This window comes from Streptomyces sp. NBC_00620 (assembly GCF_026341825.1).
Taxonomy (GTDB): domain Bacteria; phylum Actinomycetota; class Actinomycetes; order Streptomycetales; family Streptomycetaceae; genus Streptomyces.
Genome location: NZ_JAPENY010000003.1, coordinates 2,432,811 through 2,448,265, shown reverse-complemented (window position 1 = coordinate 2,448,265; position 15,455 = coordinate 2,432,811). Strand labels below are relative to the sequence as shown.

Genomic DNA, 15,455 nt, shown 5'->3' with positions numbered 1-15,455 from the left:
GGGACGGTGACCGCGAAGAGGGCCGGAGCGCGTCATCCTAGGCCCGGAACGACCCGCCTGACCAGCGGATTTCCAGGACGTATACGGCGATGTCAGTGCGGTGGTGTGCAATGGATCTCGTGTCCGCGCTCGAAGAACCACTGAAAAATGCGCTCGGTCCCGCCACCGCGAAGGTGATGGCCGAGCACCTTGGCCTGCACACCGTCGGTGATCTGCTGCACCACTATCCCCGCAGATACGAGGAGCGCGGCCAGCTCACCCACCTCGCCGACCTGCCCATGGACGAGCATGTGACGGTGGTCGCCCAGGTCGCCGACGCGCGCCTGCACACCTTCGCCTCGTCGAAGGCGCCCCGCGGCAAGGGCCAGCGCCTCGAAGTGACCATCACGGACGGCAGCGGCCGCCTCCAGCTGGTCTTCTTCGGCCACGGCGTGCACAAGCCCCACAAGGAGCTGCTGCCCGGCACGCGCGCGATGTTCTCCGGCAAGGTCTCCGTCTTCAACCACCGCCTGCAGCTGGCCCATCCGGCGTACGAGCTGCTGCGCGGCGACGACGACGAGGCGACCGAGACCGTCGGCTCCTGGGCAGGTGCCCTCATTCCGCTCTACCCGGCCACCGCCAAGCTGGAGTCCTGGAAGATCGCCAAGTCCGTGCAGACGGTCCTGCCGAACGCCCAGGAGGCCGTCGACCCGCTCCCGGACTCGCTGCGGGACGGCCGTGGCCTCGTCACTCTCCCCGAGGCACTCCTGAAGATCCACCGTCCGCAGACCAAGGCGGACGTCCTCGACGCCCGCGCCCGGCTCAAGTGGGACGAGGCCTTCGTCCTCCAGGTCGCGCTGGCCCGCCGCCGGTACGCCGACGCCCAACTCCCCGCCGTGGCCCGCGAACCCAAGCCGGCCGGCCTCCTCACCGCCTTCGACGCCAAGCTCCCCTTCACCCTCACCGAGGGCCAGCAGAAGGTCTCCAAGGAGATCTTCGACGACCTCGCGACCGAGCATCCGATGCACCGGCTGCTCCAGGGAGAGGTCGGTTCCGGCAAGACGATGGTGGCCCTGCGCGCCATGCTCGCCGTCGTCGACTCGGGCGGGCAGGCCGCCATGCTCGCGCCCACCGAAGTCCTCGCCCAGCAGCACCACCGTTCGATCACGGAGATGATGGGCGAGCTGGCCGAGGGCGGGATGCTCGGAGGGGTCGAGCACTCCACGAAGATCGTGCTGCTCACGGGGTCCATGGGGACCGCCGCCCGGCGGAAGGCGCTGCTCGACCTCGTCACGGGTGAGGCCGGGATCGTCATCGGCACGCATGCGCTGATCGAGGACAAGGTGCAGTTCCACGACCTGGGCCTGGTCGTGGTCGACGAGCAGCACCGCTTCGGTGTCGAGCAGCGCGACGCCCTGCGCGGCAAGGGCAAGCAGCCCCCGCACCTGCTGGTCATGACCGCCACACCCATCCCGCGCACCGTCGCGATGACCGTCTTCGGCGACCTGGAGACCTCGGTCCTCGACCAGCTCCCCGCCGGGCGCTCACCGATCGCCACCCATGTAGTCCCCGCCGCCGACAAGCCGCACTTCCTGTCGCGCGCGTGGGAGCGCGTGCGCGAGGAAGTGGAGAACGGCCATCAGGCGTACGTCGTCTGCCCCCGCATCGGCGACGACGAGGACGATCCGGCCAAGGCCAGGAGCAAGAAGAAGTCGCCGGAGGACGAGGCCGAGAAGCGCCCGCCGCTCGCCGTCCTCGACATCGCCGACCAACTGGCCAACGGCGCCCTCCAGGGGCTCAAGGTCGAAGTCCTGCACGGCAGGATGCAGCCCGACGACAAGGACGCCGTCATGCGCCGCTTCTCCGCGGGCGAGACCGACGTCCTGGTCGCGACGACCGTGATCGAGGTCGGGGTGAACGTGCCGAACGCCACAGCGATGGTGATCATGGACGCCGACCGGTTCGGCGTATCGCAGCTCCACCAGCTCCGCGGCCGTGTCGGCCGTGGCTCGGCCCCCGGCCTGTGCCTCCTGGTCAGCGAGATGCCGGAGGCGAGCCCGGCACGCCAGCGGCTGAACGCGGTGGCGTCCACACTCGACGGCTTCGAACTCTCCCGCATCGACCTCGAACAGCGCCGCGAGGGCGATGTCCTCGGCCAGGCCCAGTCCGGCGTCCGCTCCTCGCTGCGCATGCTGGCCGTCATCGAGGACGAGGACATCATCGCGGAGGCCCGCGAGGAGGCCACCACGGTCGTCGCCGCCGACCCGGAGCTCGAGGGGCTTCCCGGCCTGCGTACGGCTCTCCAGGCTCTGCTCGACGAGGAGAGGGAGCAGTACCTGGACAAGGGCTGAGACGGCAGCAGATGGACGGAGGCTGAGAGGCAGTACGCGCACAGCGGCTGAGAGACTGGGAGCCGACTCACCTGCCGCCCTTCCTCACCAGCGCAAAGGACCCTCATGACCCGCGTGATCGCCGGCCGGGCCGGCGGACGCCGCCTGGCCGTCCCGCCGGGCACAGGCACCCGGCCCACCTCCGACCGGGCGCGCGAGGGCCTCTTCTCCACCTGGCAGTCGCTGCTCGGCGGCCCCCTGGAGGGCGAGCGCGTCCTCGACCTGTACGCCGGGTCGGGCGCCGTGGGGCTCGAGGCGCTCAGCCGTGGCGCCGGACACACCCTGCTCGTCGAGGCCGACGCCCGCGCGGCCCGCGTCATCCGCGAGAACGTGAAGTCACTGGGCCTGCCCGGCGCCGAGGTCAGACCGGGCAAAGCGGAACAGATCATCCAGACGCCGGCGCCTGCGGACCCGTACGACCTGGTCTTCCTCGACCCCCCGTACGCCGTCTCCGACGACGATCTTCGCGAGATTCTGCTCACACTCCGGACGGGGGGCTGGCTCGCGGCCGATGCCCTCGTCACCGTGGAGCGCAGCACCAGAGGCGGCGAATTCGGGTGGCCGGACGGTTTCGCGGCGATCAGGGCCCGTCGTTACGGCGAGGGGACGTTTTGGTACGGTCGCGCCGCCTCTACGTGCGAAGACGCACGATGACCGGACTGGAGAGCGAGGGACCTCAGTTGCGCCGCGCCGTCTGTCCCGGGTCGTTCGACCCGATTACCAACGGACATCTCGACATCATCGCCAGAGCCTCCAAGCTGTACGACGTCGTGCACGTCGCGGTGATGATCAACCAGTCCAAGAAGGGTCTCTTCGAGATCGACGAGCGGATCGAGCTGATCCGCGAGGTCACCGCCGAGTTCGGCAACGTCGAGGTCGAGGCGTTCCACGGCCTCCTCGTCGACTTCTGCAAGCAGCGCGACATCCCCGCGATCGTCAAGGGCCTGCGCGCCGTCAGCGACTTCGACTACGAGCTGCAGATGGCCCAGATGAACATCGGCCTGTCGGGTGTGGAGACGCTCTTCGTCCCCACCAACCCGACCTACAGCTTCCTGTCGTCCTCGCTCGTCAAGGAGGTCGCGACCTGGGGCGGCGACGTCTCCCACCTGGTGCCACCCGTGGTCCTCGAGGCGCTCAAGGAGCGTCTCAGCCACGACTGAGCCCGCCCCGCGGACCTGACAGTCCGTCACCCGGTGTCGGGCGGGGCGGGAGTGGTCGTACAGTCGACCCGTCCGTCTCCATCACAGCTGTAGAGAGTGGCGAGCACACGGTGGACGTGCAGAAGAAGCTCGATGAGATCGTCGCGTCGGTCGGCAGCGCCCGTTCCATGCCCATGTCGGCCTCGTGCGTGGTCAACCGCGCCGAGCTGCTCGCCATGCTCGAAGAGGTGCGTCAGGCGCTGCCCGGCTCCCTCGCACAGGCCGAGGAGCTGATCGGCGGCCGCGAGCAGATGGTCGAGCACGCCCGCCAGGAGGCCGAGCGGATCATCGAGACCGCGCACGCCGAGCGCGGCTCACTGATCTCCGACACGGAGGTCGCCCGGCGCTCCCAGGCCGAGGCCGACCGCATCATCACCGAGGCCCGCCAGGAGGCCGAGGAGGTCCGCGCGGAGGCCGACGACTACGTCGACTCCAAGCTCGCCAACTTCGAGGTCGTCCTCACCAAGACCCTCGGCTCCGTCGGCCGCGGCCGCGAGAAGCTCCTCGGCACCGGCCCCGGGGTCGACGATCAGGGGTACGAGGACGAGGACGCCCCCGAGCGCAGCCACGACCCGGAGACCCTGCGCCGGAGCGCCGACGAGTACGTCGACGTCAAGCTCGGCGCCTTCGAGGCCGTCCTCGCCAAGACCCTGGACGCCGTCGGCCGCGGCCGCCAGAAGCTGCACGGCCGGATCGCCAGCGACGACCTCGGCCTCCTCACGGAGGACGGGACACCCGTGCACCACACGAACGACAACGACTACCTGGCGGGCCTCGCGGGCACGGAGGCCCCCGAGCAGCCCGCGGAGCCCCAGGCCCCGGAGATCCCGGCCCAGCAGCAGGGCTACGTCCAGCAGGACGCGTACGCCTATCAGCAGCAGGCCCCGGATCCGTACGGATACCAGCAGCAGTACGCCCAGCAGGACGCGTACGGCTATCAGCAGCAGACCGCCGACCCGTACGCCGCCTACCCGCAGCAGCAGGGCTACGACCAGCAGCCGGCGTACGACCAGAGCCAGCAGCAGGCCTACGCGCAGCCGCAGGGGCACGCCCAGGACCCGCACGCGCAGGCGCTCGACGAGACCAGCCTCTTCGACACGAGCATGATCAGTGCGGAGCAGCTGCGGGCGTACGAACAGGGGCGCTGACACCGGATTGGGCCGAGAGCGAAAGGTCCAGTATCCTGGCTCTTCGGTCGCGTGTACGTCCGCGATCACCGCTGCCCGGAACATCATGGGCGGCACCCCTTGAGCTTCGAAGATCGAAAGCAGGAATGGCTCTGAACGCCCGCCTCGACCACCGCAACCCGCTCGTGTTCGACACACATGAGCTGGGGCGGCGTCCTGGCGCGCTGCAGCGCCTCTCCCGCACGATCGAGGCTCCCAAGGACCTCGGGATCCAGGGAGTCATCGGAGTGCCGGAAGGCGCCCCGGTGGAGCTCGAACTCCGGCTTGAGTCGGTCATGGAAGGTGTGCTTGTCACAGGCACCGCCCGTGCACTGGCCAAGGGGGAGTGCGTAAGGTGTCTGGAGCCGCTCGAGCTGGAGCTCGACGCGGAATTCCAGGAGATGTTCTCGTACCCTGACGCCGACGACCGGGGCCGCCCCAAAGCGGAACCGGCCGACGACGCCGAGGACGACGAGGACACGCTCTTCCTCGAGGACGGCCTGTTCGACCTCGAAGTCGTGCTGCGTGATGCGGTGGTGCTCGCACTGCCGATGCAGCCGGTGTGCCAGGACGACTGCCCCGGCCTGTGCTCCGAATGCGGAGCCCGGCTCGCGGACGCCCCGGACCACCACCACGACGCCGTCGACATCCGTTGGGCGGCACTGCAGGGACTCGCCGGTTCACTCGAAGATGGCGAGAAGGACGAGTTGGGCGGCGGCGCGCTTTCATCTGCGCACGCCGACGAGAAGCAGGAGAAGTAGCCGTGGCTGTTCCGAAGCGGAAGATGTCGCGCAGCAACACGCGCCACCGCCGGTCGCAGTGGAAGGCTGCGGTCCCCAACCTGGTTGCGTGTGAGCGCTGCCACGAGCCCAAGCTGCAGCACATCGCGTGCCCCGCTTGCGGCACCTATAACAAGCGCCAGGTCCTCGAGGTCTGAGCGGCTGGTGAGAGGTCTGATGTCTGACGCCCAGGCGGATTCAAACGCCAAGAAAAAGGCGGACACAGCCTCGTCCCACACGCTTCTGGAAGGGCGGCTCGGCTACAAGCTCGAGTCCGCCCTTCTGGTGCGTGCACTGACCCACCGTTCGTACGCGTACGAGAACGGCGGTCTGCCGACCAACGAACGCCTGGAGTTCCTCGGGGACTCCGTGCTCGGCCTCGTGGTCACGGACACGCTGTACACCACCCACCCCGACCTCCCAGAAGGCCAACTGGCCAAGCTGAGGGCCGCGGTGGTCAATTCTCGTGCGCTGGCAGAGGTGGGCCGCGGGCTCGAACTCGGCTCCTTCATCCGGCTCGGCCGGGGCGAGGAAGGCACGGGAGGCCGGGACAAGGCATCCATCCTCGCCGATACCCTTGAAGCGGTGATCGGCGCGGTCTATCTCGACCAGGGTCTGGAAGCGGCGGGCGAACTCGTCCACCGGCTCTTCGACCCGCTGATCGAGAAGTCCTCGAATCTCGGTGCCGGCCTGGACTGGAAGACCAGTCTCCAGGAGCTCACCGCGACCGAAGGGCTCGGGGTTCCCGAGTACCTGGTCTCGGAGACCGGCCCGGACCACGAGAAGACCTTTACTGCTGCCGCCCGCGTCGGAGGCGTCTCGTACGGCACCGGCACCGGCCGCAGCAAGAAGGAAGCGGAACAGCAGGCCGCGGAGTCCGCGTGGCGTGCGATCCGTTCCGCCGCGGACGAACGCGCGAAGTCGGCCAGGGCCGCCGCAGAAGAAGCGGCTGCCCAGGTCACCGAGGAGAACGCCGACACCTCCTCGGCCCCGACGAGCGATTCGGCCACGGCCTGATTCCTTCACAACCGAAGCACCCGCAGTACCAGCAGCACCCGCAGTAACTGATGTACCGCAGCACCCGCAGTATCCGAACCCCGTCGCAGCGCTCGCGCAGCGGCGGGGTTCGTATCGCATCCTCCGGAGGAGCACCGTGCCCGAGTTGCCCGAGGTCGAAGTCGTGCGGCGCGGCCTGGAGCGCTGGGTCAGCGGCCGGGTCGTGAAGACGGTGGAGGTACGGCATCCCCGGGCCGTGCGGCGGCACTTGGCCGGGCCCGACGGTTTCGCGAAGGCGCTCGCGGGCCATCGCGTGGGAGAGGCCAGGCGCCGGGGCAAGTACCTGTGGCTGCCCCTCGCAGACTCCCCGTACTCCGTCCTTGCGCACCTCGGCATGAGCGGCCAGCTCCTGGTCCAGCCCGAGGACGCCCCGGACGAGAAGCACCTGCGCGTCCGCATCCGCTTCGAGGACGGCCAGGGAACCGAGCTGCGCTTCGTCGACCAGCGCACCTTCGGCGGCCTCTCCCTGCACGAGAACACCCCGGACGGCCTTCCGGACGTCATCGCGCACATCGCCCGCGACCCGCTCGACCCCCTCTTCGACGACGCCGCCTTCCACACGGCGCTGCGCGGGCGACGTACGACGATCAAACGGGCGCTGCTCGACCAGTCGCTGATCAGCGGAGTCGGCAACATCTACGCGGACGAGGCGCTCTGGCGCTCCAAGCTGCACTACGAACGCCCCACGGGAACCTTCACCCGGCCGCGCACCACCGAGCTGCTCGGCCACATCCGCGACGTCATGAACGACGCCCTCGCCGCCGGCGGCACCAGCTTCGACAGCCTCTACGTCAACGTCAACGGGGAGTCGGGCTACTTCGACCGCTCGCTCGACGCGTACGGGCGGGAGGGCGAGCCCTGCGGGCGGTGCGGGACACCGATACGGCGGCGCGCCTGGATGAACCGGTCCAGCTACTTCTGCCCGCGGTGCCAGCGACCGCCGCGCGTGAGCGCATAGAGCCCGTCCAAGGCTCAGGCCCGGCGCGTCTCGTCGTAGCGCTCGCGGGACTCGAGTACGTCGTCCATGCGGCCCTCCATGAAGTGGATGAGGGTCAGCAGGCGCTCGGCGACCTCGCGGCCCAGCGGTGTGAGCGTGTAGTCGACGCGTGGCGGATTGGTCGGCTGGGCGTCGCGGTGCACCAGGCCGTCGCGCTCCAGCGCCTGGAGCGTCTGGGAGAGCATCTTCTCGCTGATGCCGTCGACACGGCGGCGCAGCTCGTTGAAACGGAGCGTGCCCTCGTGCAGGACCCCGAGGGTGAGCGCGCCCCAGCGGCCGGTGACGTGCTCCAGCGTGCCCCGGGACGGGCAGTTCCGGGCGAACACGCTGTACGCGAGGTCCTCGGACCCACCGCGCTCGGCAGTCCGCACAGCTGATTCCATGCCAGCACCATACTCCGGCACAGCGCTAACCGACAGATTGCACTAACTGCGAGTTAGTGAATGACCTCAGTAGCCGAAGTCCTGCGTCCACCAAGGGCCGCCGGAGGCGATGTGCACGCCCACGCCCAGGGTCTTGAAGTCGCAGTTCAGGATGTTGGCGCGGTGGCCGGGGCTGTTCATCCAGGCTTCCATCACGGCCTCGGCGGTGGACTGACCGCGGGCTATGTTCTCGCCGCCCAGGTTGGTGATCCCGGCGGTCGCCGCACGGTCCCAGGGGGTGGCGCCATCCGGGTCGGTGTGGTCGAAGAAGCCGCGCGCGGCCATGTCCTCGCTGAAGACCGAAGCCAGTTCCGACAGGGCGCTGTTCGCCGCCACCGGGCTGCAACCCACCTTGGCCCGCTCCGTGTTGACCAGCTCGAGCACCGCGGCCTCGGCCGCAGTCTCGGCGGACACCGTCACGGGGGCGGTGGTCTTCGGAGCCTTCGTTTCCTTCTCGGCCGGCTTCGACGGGGTCTTCGTCTTGGTGGGCTTGACCGTGGGCTTCTTCGCCGGTTCCGTCGTCGGAGCGGCCGACGGCGTGGAGGGGGCGGCCGAGGGGGAGGCGGAGCGCTCGGCGTCACGGCTCGTCCCCGTGTCGTCGCGCTCGTCCTCCGCGCTGCCCGAGGTTCCGCCCTGCTGGGTCTCCACGCTGGACGGGGAGCCTGCGGCCTGCACGTTGTCGGCGTTGTTGCCGCCACCGCCGAGCGAGTAGTTCTCACTGCCGGGCAGCACACCGGCCGCGACGGCGACGGTGCCCAGGGCCACGGCGGCGGACACGCCGAGCAGCCCCGTACGTACGGGGGTCGCACCCTTCCTCTTGCGGTGCGAGCGGGCGGAGGCGCCGCTCGGGAAGTCGGCGACTGCCGCGTAGCCGTACAGGTTCTCCGGCCCGTAGGGACCGTCTATGACCGTGCGGTCCGTGCGGGTGTCCGTGCCCCCGGTGGCGCGACCTGTGGCGGCGCGGCCGGCGGCTGAGCGTCGGTGGCGTCCCATCTCCTGGCCTTCCTCGATCTTGCAGTCAGTGAACCTCACCCGAAAGAGTGAGTTTCATATGAGACTCATTGGGTCGGGACGGTACCCCATGGCGCAAGGGGAGGAAGTGCTCCGAGAGACATTGTCCGGTTAGCGTGCACCCATGAACGAGGTTGTACGGGTGGTCGTCTGGGTACGCGGGAGGGTCCAGGGCGTGGGTTTCCGCTGGTTCACGCGGGCCAAGGCGCTGGAGATCGGGGGGCTGAGTGGTTTTGCTCTCAATTTGGACGACGGACGGGTCCAAGTGGTCGCTGAGGGCCCTCGGGCCGGCTGCCAGAGCCTGCTGGACTGGCTCCAGGGGGACGACACACCCGGGCGCGTGGACGGAGTCACTGAGATCTGGGACACGCCCCGCGGGATCTACGACGGCTTCCTCATCCGCTGACGGAGACGGCGCGATCGACCGGGCCGGAGCGGCTGGGCATACCAATGGCACCTGCCAGAAGCGGAAAGGCCCAGGTGGTTGCCAAGGACGGCTTGTAGTGGCAGGCTCCGCGAGTACGGATGATCTCCATGCCCCCAGGGCCCGCAGGAGTCGCAGCGCCGCCCTTCGAGGGCCGCGCACCCCCGGGTTGTCCGCCAGTACGGGGCGTGATCGTGTTGACCGTCAAACTTTTTGGTGAGACGCTGAAAGCCCCGCGCACCTTAGCTGTTTGGCATGTGGAACAGCAGCAAGAACTTAAAAGTGTCAAGCATCGCGGGTGCGATTCCCTCACGACCCATCGACCCACACCGTTTCGGTCGGTCACTCAGTGTGGAGGACCATCCATCATGGCAAAGGCGCTTCTCGGTTACGTCGGCGGTTCCGACCCGCGACTCATTGCCGAGATGCGACGGCTCCAGCAGCGCGTACAGGACCTCGAATCCGAGCTCGTACGGATCCAGGCCGAGAACGACGCGCTCGCGGCTGCCGCTTCTCACGACTCGCTTCTTGATCTCGACGTACCCCAGGCGGAGCCTGCGCTCACCTGATCACTGCATCGCACCACGACAGCAGTGGTTGGGCAGCCCACATCAACCGCTAAGTTGTCAGAATTGCAAGGGACGCCTCTTCGGCGTCCCTTCTTCTTTCCCCCGCGCACTCTTTCACTGTCTTTAACGTCTGGTGTGCCCTGCACGTTCATGGGTGAAACCGCGCGTTCATGGAGTGAGACCGGCCCGAAAGGTAGAGTCCAGCGGCGTGCACCTCAAGGCCCTGACCCTGCGCGGGTTCAAATCGTTCGCCTCGGCGACCACGCTGCGGTTCGAGCCGGGTATCACCTGTGTCGTGGGCCCCAACGGTTCGGGCAAGTCCAATGTCGTGGACGCGCTCAGCTGGGTCATGGGCGAGCAGGGTGCCAAGTCGCTGCGCGGCGGCAAGATGGAGGACGTCATCTTCGCCGGCACCACCGGGCGTCCGCCGCTCGGCCGGGCCGAGGTGTCCCTCACCATCGACAACTCCGACGGCGCGCTGCCCATCGAGTACGCCGAAGTCACCATCACGCGGATCATGTTCCGCAACGGCGGCAGCGAGTACCAGCTCAACGGCGACACGTGTCGCCTCCTTGACATCCAGGAACTGCTGAGTGACTCCGGTATCGGCCGCGAGATGCACGTCATCGTCGGACAGGGCCAGCTCGACTCCGTACTCCACGCCGATCCGATGGGCCGCCGCGCCTTCATCGAGGAGGCCGCGGGCGTTCTCAAGCACCGCAAGCGCAAGGAGAAAGCGCTGCGGAAGCTGGACGCGATGCAGGCGAACCTGGCGCGGGTCCAGGACCTGACCGACGAACTGCGGCGGCAGTTGAAGCCACTGGGCAGGCAGGCCGCCGTCGCGCGCCGGGCCGCCGTCATCCAGGCCGATCTGCGCGACGCCCGGCTCCGTCTCCTCGCCGACGATCTCGTACGGCTGCGGCAGGCACTCCAGACCGAGATCGCCGACGAGGCCGCGCTCAAGGAACGCAAGGAAGCCGCCGAGGCCGAGCTGAAGAAGGCGCAGCAGCGCGAAGCGCTCCTGGAGGACGAGGTCCGGCAGCTCACTCCTCGCCTGCAGCGCGCCCAGCAGACCTGGTACGAGCTGTCGCAGCTCGCCGAGCGGGTGCGTGGCACGATCTCGCTGGCCGACGCTCGTGTGAAGAGCGCGACTTCGACACCTCCCGAGGAGCGGCGCGGACGCGACCCGGAGGACATGGAGCGCGAGGCCGCGCGGATCCGGGAGCAGGAGGCCGAGCTCGAAGCGGCCCTGGAGGCCGCCGAGCACGCCCTCGAGGACACCGTCGCGCACCGGGCCGAGCTGGAGCGCGAGCTCGCCGTCGAGGAGCGGCGCCTCAAGGACGTCGCCCGCGCCATCGCCGACCGCCGCGAGGGGCTCGCCCGTCTCAACGGCCAGGTCAATGCCGCGCGTTCCCGGGCCGCCTCCGCCCAGGCCGAGATCGACCGCCTCGCCGCCGCGCGCGACGAGGCCCAGGAGCGGGCGTTCGCGGCCCAGGAGGAGTACGAGCAGCTGAAGGCCGAGGTCGACGGCCTCGACGCGGACGACGCCGAGCTGACGGAACAGCACGAGGCGGCCAAGCGGGCGCTGGCCGACGCGGAAGCCGCGCTGACGGCGGCCCGCGAGGCGGCCACGGCAGCGGAACGCAAGCGTGCCGCGACCCAGGCCCGCCGTGAGGCACTCGCCCTCGGACTGCGCCGCAAGGACGGCACGGGAGCACTGCTCGGCGCGCAGGACCGCCTCACCGGACTCCTCGGCCCCGCGGCCGAACTCCTCTCGGTCACTCCCGGCTTCGAGGTCCCGCTGGCCGCCGCCTTCGGCGCCGCGGCCGACGCCATCGCCGTCACCACCCCCGCCTCGGCGGCGGACGCCATCCGCATGCTCCGCAAGCAGGACGCGGGGCGGGCGGCGTTGCTGCTGGCGGGCGGGCCGGAGGAGCGGGGCACGCACGCGATGGAGGGCGGCGTACCTCGTCAGGAACGGAACGACGGACCTCCGTACGCCGCCGATCTCGTCCGGGGCCCCGCCGAGCTCATGCCCGCCGTACGGCGGCTGCTGCGCGGGATCGTCGTGGTCGGCACGCTCGAGGACGCCGAGGAACTCGTCTACGCGCGGCCGGAGCTGACCGCGGTCACCGCTGAAGGGGACCTGCTGGGGGCGCACTTCGCGCACGGCGGGTCGGCCGGGGCGCCGAGTCTGCTGGAGGTGCAGGCGTCCGTCGACGAGGCGGCGGCGGAGCTCGAAGAGCTGGCTGTGCGGTGTGAGGCGCTCGGCGAGGCACAGCACGAGGCCACCGGGCGGCGGAAGGAATGTGCCGCGCTCGTCGAGGAGCTGGGGGAGCGGCGGCGGGCCGCCGAGCGGGAGAAGTCGTCCGTGGCACAGCAGCTGGGACGGCTGGCCGGGCAGGCGCGGGGCGCGGCGGGGGAGGCCGAGCGGAGTACCGCCGCCGCCGCGCGGGCGCAGGACGCGCTCGACCGGGCCGTGGAGGAGGCGGAGGAGCTGGCCGAGCGGCTCACCGTCGCCGAGGAGATGCCGGTGGAGGAGGAGCCCGACACCGGCGTACGGGACCGGCTGGCCGCCGACGGCGCCAACGCGCGGCAGACCGAGATGGAGGCCCGGCTCCAGGTGCGTACGCACGAGGAGCGGGTCAAGGGGCTCGCCGGGCGGGCCGACGGACTCGACAAGGCCGCGCGTGCCGAACGCGAGGCACGCGCGCGTGCCGAGCAGCGGCGGGCCAGGCTGCGGCACGAGGCAGCGGTCGCCGAGGCCGTCGCCTCCGGCGCGCGGCAGCTGCTCGCGCACGTCGAGGTCTCGCTGACCAGGGCCCAGGAGGAGCGGGCCGCCGCCGAGAACGCCAAGGCCCACCGGGAGCAGGCGCTCGGTGTCGCCCGCAACGAAGGACGCGACCTCAAGGGCGAGCTCGACAAACTCACGGATTCGGTTCACCGCGGTGAGGTGCTCGGCGCCGAGAAGCGGATGCGCATCGAGCAGCTGGAGTCGAAGGCGCTGGAGGAGATGGGTGTCGAACCGGCGGGTCTGGTGGCCGACTACGGCCCGCAGCAGCCGGTGCCGCCCTCGCTCCCCGCCGAGGGTGAGGAACTGCCCGAGGACCCGGAGCACCCGCGCAACCAGCCCCGGCCGTTCCACCGCGCCGAGCAGGAGCGGCGGCTCAAGTCAGCCGAACGGGCGTACCAGCAGCTCGGGAAGGTCAACCCGCTCGCCCTTGAGGAGTTCGCCGCGCTGGAGGAGCGCCACAAGTTCCTCAGCGAGCAGTTGGAGGACCTCAAGAAGACGCGCACGGACCTGCTTCAAGTGGTGAAGGAGGTCGACGAGCGCGTCGAGCAGGTCTTCACCGAGGCGTACCGGGACACCGCCCGGCAGTTCGAGGGGGTCTTCAGCCGGCTGTTCCCGGGCGGGGAGGGGCGGCTGATCCTGACCGATCCCGACAACATGCTCACCACGGGCGTCGATGTGGAGGCCCGTCCTCCGGGCAAGAAGGTCAAGCGGCTGAGCCTGCTCTCCGGTGGCGAACGGTCCCTGACCGCCGTGGCCCTGCTCGTGTCGATCTTCAAGGCGCGGCCCAGTCCGTTCTACGTGATGGACGAGGTCGAGGCGGCGCTCGACGACACCAACCTCCAGCGGCTGATCCGGATCATGCAGGAGCTGCAGGAGGCCTCGCAGCTGATCGTGATCACGCACCAGAAGCGCACGATGGAGGTCGCCGACGCGTTGTACGGCGTCTCGATGCAGGGCGACGGTGTGTCAAAGGTCATCAGCCAGCGTCTTCGCTAGTGGATGCGTGTAGTCCACACGGGTCGTGACCTGGGCTTCTCCTTGAGTTCAAGTGTTGAATGAATGGGCACCGTCTCTGTGTCAAAAATTCACAGCAAGCGGACTGTTGACTTCGAAACTTGAAGGCATAGTCTCTGCAACGTTGCTTTTACCTTCAGGTGGTGGGCGGCGTGAAGTTGTGCGCCACTTGTATGACCACTTGAAGGGCTCGCCCCACACCCCCGGCAGTGAGGCCGGTGGCCCGAGGAGTTACACGTGACCAGCACAGTGCCCCCCAAGTCAGGAGCCCGAGAGGCTCATCCCGAGCATCTCGGGCATGTCATCTTCATCGCGGCGGCGGCCGCGATGGGCGGGTTCCTCTTCGGCTACGACAGTGCCGTGATCAACGGCGCCGTCGAGGCCATCCGAAGCCGGTACGACATCGGCTCGGCGGCGCTGGCCCAGGTCATCGCCATCGCACTGATCGGCTGCGCCATCGGCGCGGCGACCGCGGGCCGCATAGCCGACCGCATCGGCCGCATCCGCTGTATGCAGATCTCGGCCGTCATGTTCACGGTCAGCGCCGTCGGGTCCGCGCTGCCCTTCTCCCTGTACGACCTCGCCTTCTGGCGGATCATCGGCGGGTTCGCCATCGGCATGGCCTCCGTCATCGGCCCCGCCTACATCGCCGAGGTCGCGCCTGCCGCGTACCGCGGGCGCCTCGGCTCCTTCCAGCAGGCCGCCATCGTGATCGGCATCGCCATTTCGCAGCTGGTCAACTGGGGCATCCTGAACGCCGCCGACGGTGACCAGCGCGGTCAGGTCATGGGCCTCGAAGCCTGGCAGGTCATGCTCGGCGTCATGGTCATCCCGGCCATCCTCTACGGTCTGCTCTCCTTCGCGATCCCCGAGTCGCCGCGCTTCCTGGTCTCCGTGGGCCGGGACGAGCGTGCCCGTGAGGTGCTCAAGGAGGTCGAGGGCGACAAGATCGACCTGGACGTCCGCGTCGCCGAGATCGATCACGCCATGAAGAGTGAGCACAAGTCGACCTTCAAGGACCTGCTCGGCGGCACGTTCTTCTTCAAGCCGATCGTCTGGGTCGGCATCGGCCTCTCGGTCTTCCAGCAGTTCGTCGGCATCAACGTCGCGTTCTACTACTCCTCCACGCTGTGGCAGTCGGTCGGCGTCGACCCGACCGATTCGTTCCTCTACTCGTTCACGACGTCGATCATCAACATCATCGGCACCGTGATCGCCATGATCTTCGTCGACCGGATCGGCCGTAAGCCGCTCGCTCTCATCGGCTCCGTGGGCATGGTCATCGGGCTCGGCTTGGAGGCCTGGGCCTTCTCCTTCGACCTGGTGGATGGCAAGCTGCCGGCCACCCAGGGCTGGGTCGCCCTGATCGCCGCCCACGTCTTCGTCCTCTTCTTCGCCCTCTCCTGGGGTGTCGTGGTCTGGGTCTTCCTCGGCGAGATGTTCCCGAACAGGATCCGCGCCGCCGCGCTCGGCGTCGCCGCCTCCGCGCAGTGGATCGCCAACTGGGCCATCACCGCGAGCTTCCCGTCGCTGGCCGACTGGAACCTCTCCGCGACCTACGTGATCTACACGATCTTCGCCGCGCTCTCCATCCCCTTCGTGCTCAAGTACGTGAAGGAGACCAAGGGGAAGACGCTGGAAGAGATGGGCTAGGC

At 69.2% G+C, this 15,455-nt stretch carries 14 protein-coding genes; 12 read left to right on the top strand and 2 right to left on the bottom strand.

Going from position 1 to position 15,455, the window contains the following annotated elements:
* Window positions 1–110 precede the first annotated feature (110 nt).
* The 8 genes from recG (at window position 111) to mutM (ending at window position 7,527) form a co-directional block, all read left to right on the top strand.
* Window positions 111–2,330 (top strand): ATP-dependent DNA helicase RecG, encoded by a 2,220-nt coding sequence (gene recG / locus OG246_RS41830; protein ID WP_266474648.1) that lies wholly within the window; start codon window positions 111–113, stop codon window positions 2,328–2,330.
* Between the two features lie 105 nt (window positions 2,331–2,435).
* The gene (gene rsmD / locus OG246_RS41825) at window positions 2,436–3,023 is read left to right on the top strand and encodes a 16S rRNA (guanine(966)-N(2))-methyltransferase RsmD (RefSeq protein WP_266474647.1); all 588 of its coding nucleotides are present in this window, start codon (window positions 2,436–2,438) and stop codon (window positions 3,021–3,023) included.
* A gap of 26 nt (window positions 3,024–3,049) precedes the next feature.
* Entirely contained in the window at window positions 3,050–3,529 is a 480-nt protein-coding gene (gene coaD / locus OG246_RS41820; RefSeq protein ID WP_266475064.1) for a pantetheine-phosphate adenylyltransferase, read from the top strand.
* Window positions 3,530–3,639: 110 nt separating this feature from the next.
* Window positions 3,640–4,716, top strand: coding sequence for an ATP synthase F0 subunit B (locus tag OG246_RS41815; RefSeq protein WP_266474646.1), 1,077 nt, complete (start codon window positions 3,640–3,642; stop codon window positions 4,714–4,716).
* Window positions 4,717–4,841: 125 nt separating this feature from the next.
* Complete coding sequence (locus OG246_RS41810) at window positions 4,842–5,495, top strand: DUF177 domain-containing protein (protein ID WP_266474645.1); 654 nt, start codon at window positions 4,842–4,844, stop codon at window positions 5,493–5,495.
* Between the two features lie 2 nt (window positions 5,496–5,497).
* The gene (gene rpmF, locus OG246_RS41805) at window positions 5,498–5,671 is read left to right on the top strand and encodes a 50S ribosomal protein L32 (RefSeq protein ID WP_033321093.1); all 174 of its coding nucleotides are present in this window, start codon (window positions 5,498–5,500) and stop codon (window positions 5,669–5,671) included.
* 19 nt (window positions 5,672–5,690) lie between these two features.
* Window positions 5,691–6,530, top strand: coding sequence for a ribonuclease III (rnc, locus tag OG246_RS41800; RefSeq protein ID WP_266474644.1), 840 nt, complete (start codon window positions 5,691–5,693; stop codon window positions 6,528–6,530).
* Between the two features lie 136 nt (window positions 6,531–6,666).
* Window positions 6,667–7,527, top strand: a complete 861-nt coding sequence (mutM, locus tag OG246_RS41795) for a bifunctional DNA-formamidopyrimidine glycosylase/DNA-(apurinic or apyrimidinic site) lyase (protein ID WP_266474642.1) — start codon at window positions 6,667–6,669, stop codon at window positions 7,525–7,527.
* A 14-nt stretch (window positions 7,528–7,541) separates the two neighbouring features.
* Here the strand turns inward: mutM and OG246_RS41790 are convergent, their stop codons facing one another.
* Together OG246_RS41790 and OG246_RS41785 are read right to left on the bottom strand one after the other, a co-directional pair.
* Window positions 7,542–7,949, bottom strand: a complete 408-nt coding sequence (locus OG246_RS41790; protein WP_266474640.1) for a helix-turn-helix domain-containing protein — start codon at window positions 7,947–7,949, stop codon at window positions 7,542–7,544.
* Between the two features lie 66 nt (window positions 7,950–8,015).
* Window positions 8,016–8,981: a CAP domain-containing protein gene (locus OG246_RS41785; RefSeq protein ID WP_266474637.1), complete on the bottom strand. Its 966-nt coding sequence runs from the start codon at window positions 8,979–8,981 to the stop codon at window positions 8,016–8,018.
* Between the two features lie 142 nt (window positions 8,982–9,123).
* Between OG246_RS41785 and OG246_RS41780 the strand changes: the two genes are divergently transcribed.
* From OG246_RS41780 to OG246_RS41765, 4 genes are all read left to right on the top strand, one after another.
* Window positions 9,124–9,405 (top strand): acylphosphatase, encoded by a 282-nt coding sequence (locus OG246_RS41780; protein WP_266474636.1) that lies wholly within the window; start codon window positions 9,124–9,126, stop codon window positions 9,403–9,405.
* Between the two features lie 386 nt (window positions 9,406–9,791).
* The gene (locus OG246_RS41775) at window positions 9,792–9,992 is read left to right on the top strand and encodes a hypothetical protein (RefSeq protein WP_266474634.1); all 201 of its coding nucleotides are present in this window, start codon (window positions 9,792–9,794) and stop codon (window positions 9,990–9,992) included.
* Between the two features lie 208 nt (window positions 9,993–10,200).
* On the top strand, window positions 10,201–13,782 hold the full coding sequence (gene smc / locus OG246_RS41770) for a chromosome segregation protein SMC (protein ID WP_266474632.1): 3,582 nt from the start codon (window positions 10,201–10,203) through the stop codon (window positions 13,780–13,782).
* A gap of 255 nt (window positions 13,783–14,037) precedes the next feature.
* A complete protein-coding gene (locus OG246_RS41765) occupies window positions 14,038–15,453 on the top strand; it encodes a sugar porter family MFS transporter (protein ID WP_266474631.1) in 1,416 nt (471 codons plus the stop codon).
* Window positions 15,454–15,455 lie beyond the last annotated feature (2 nt).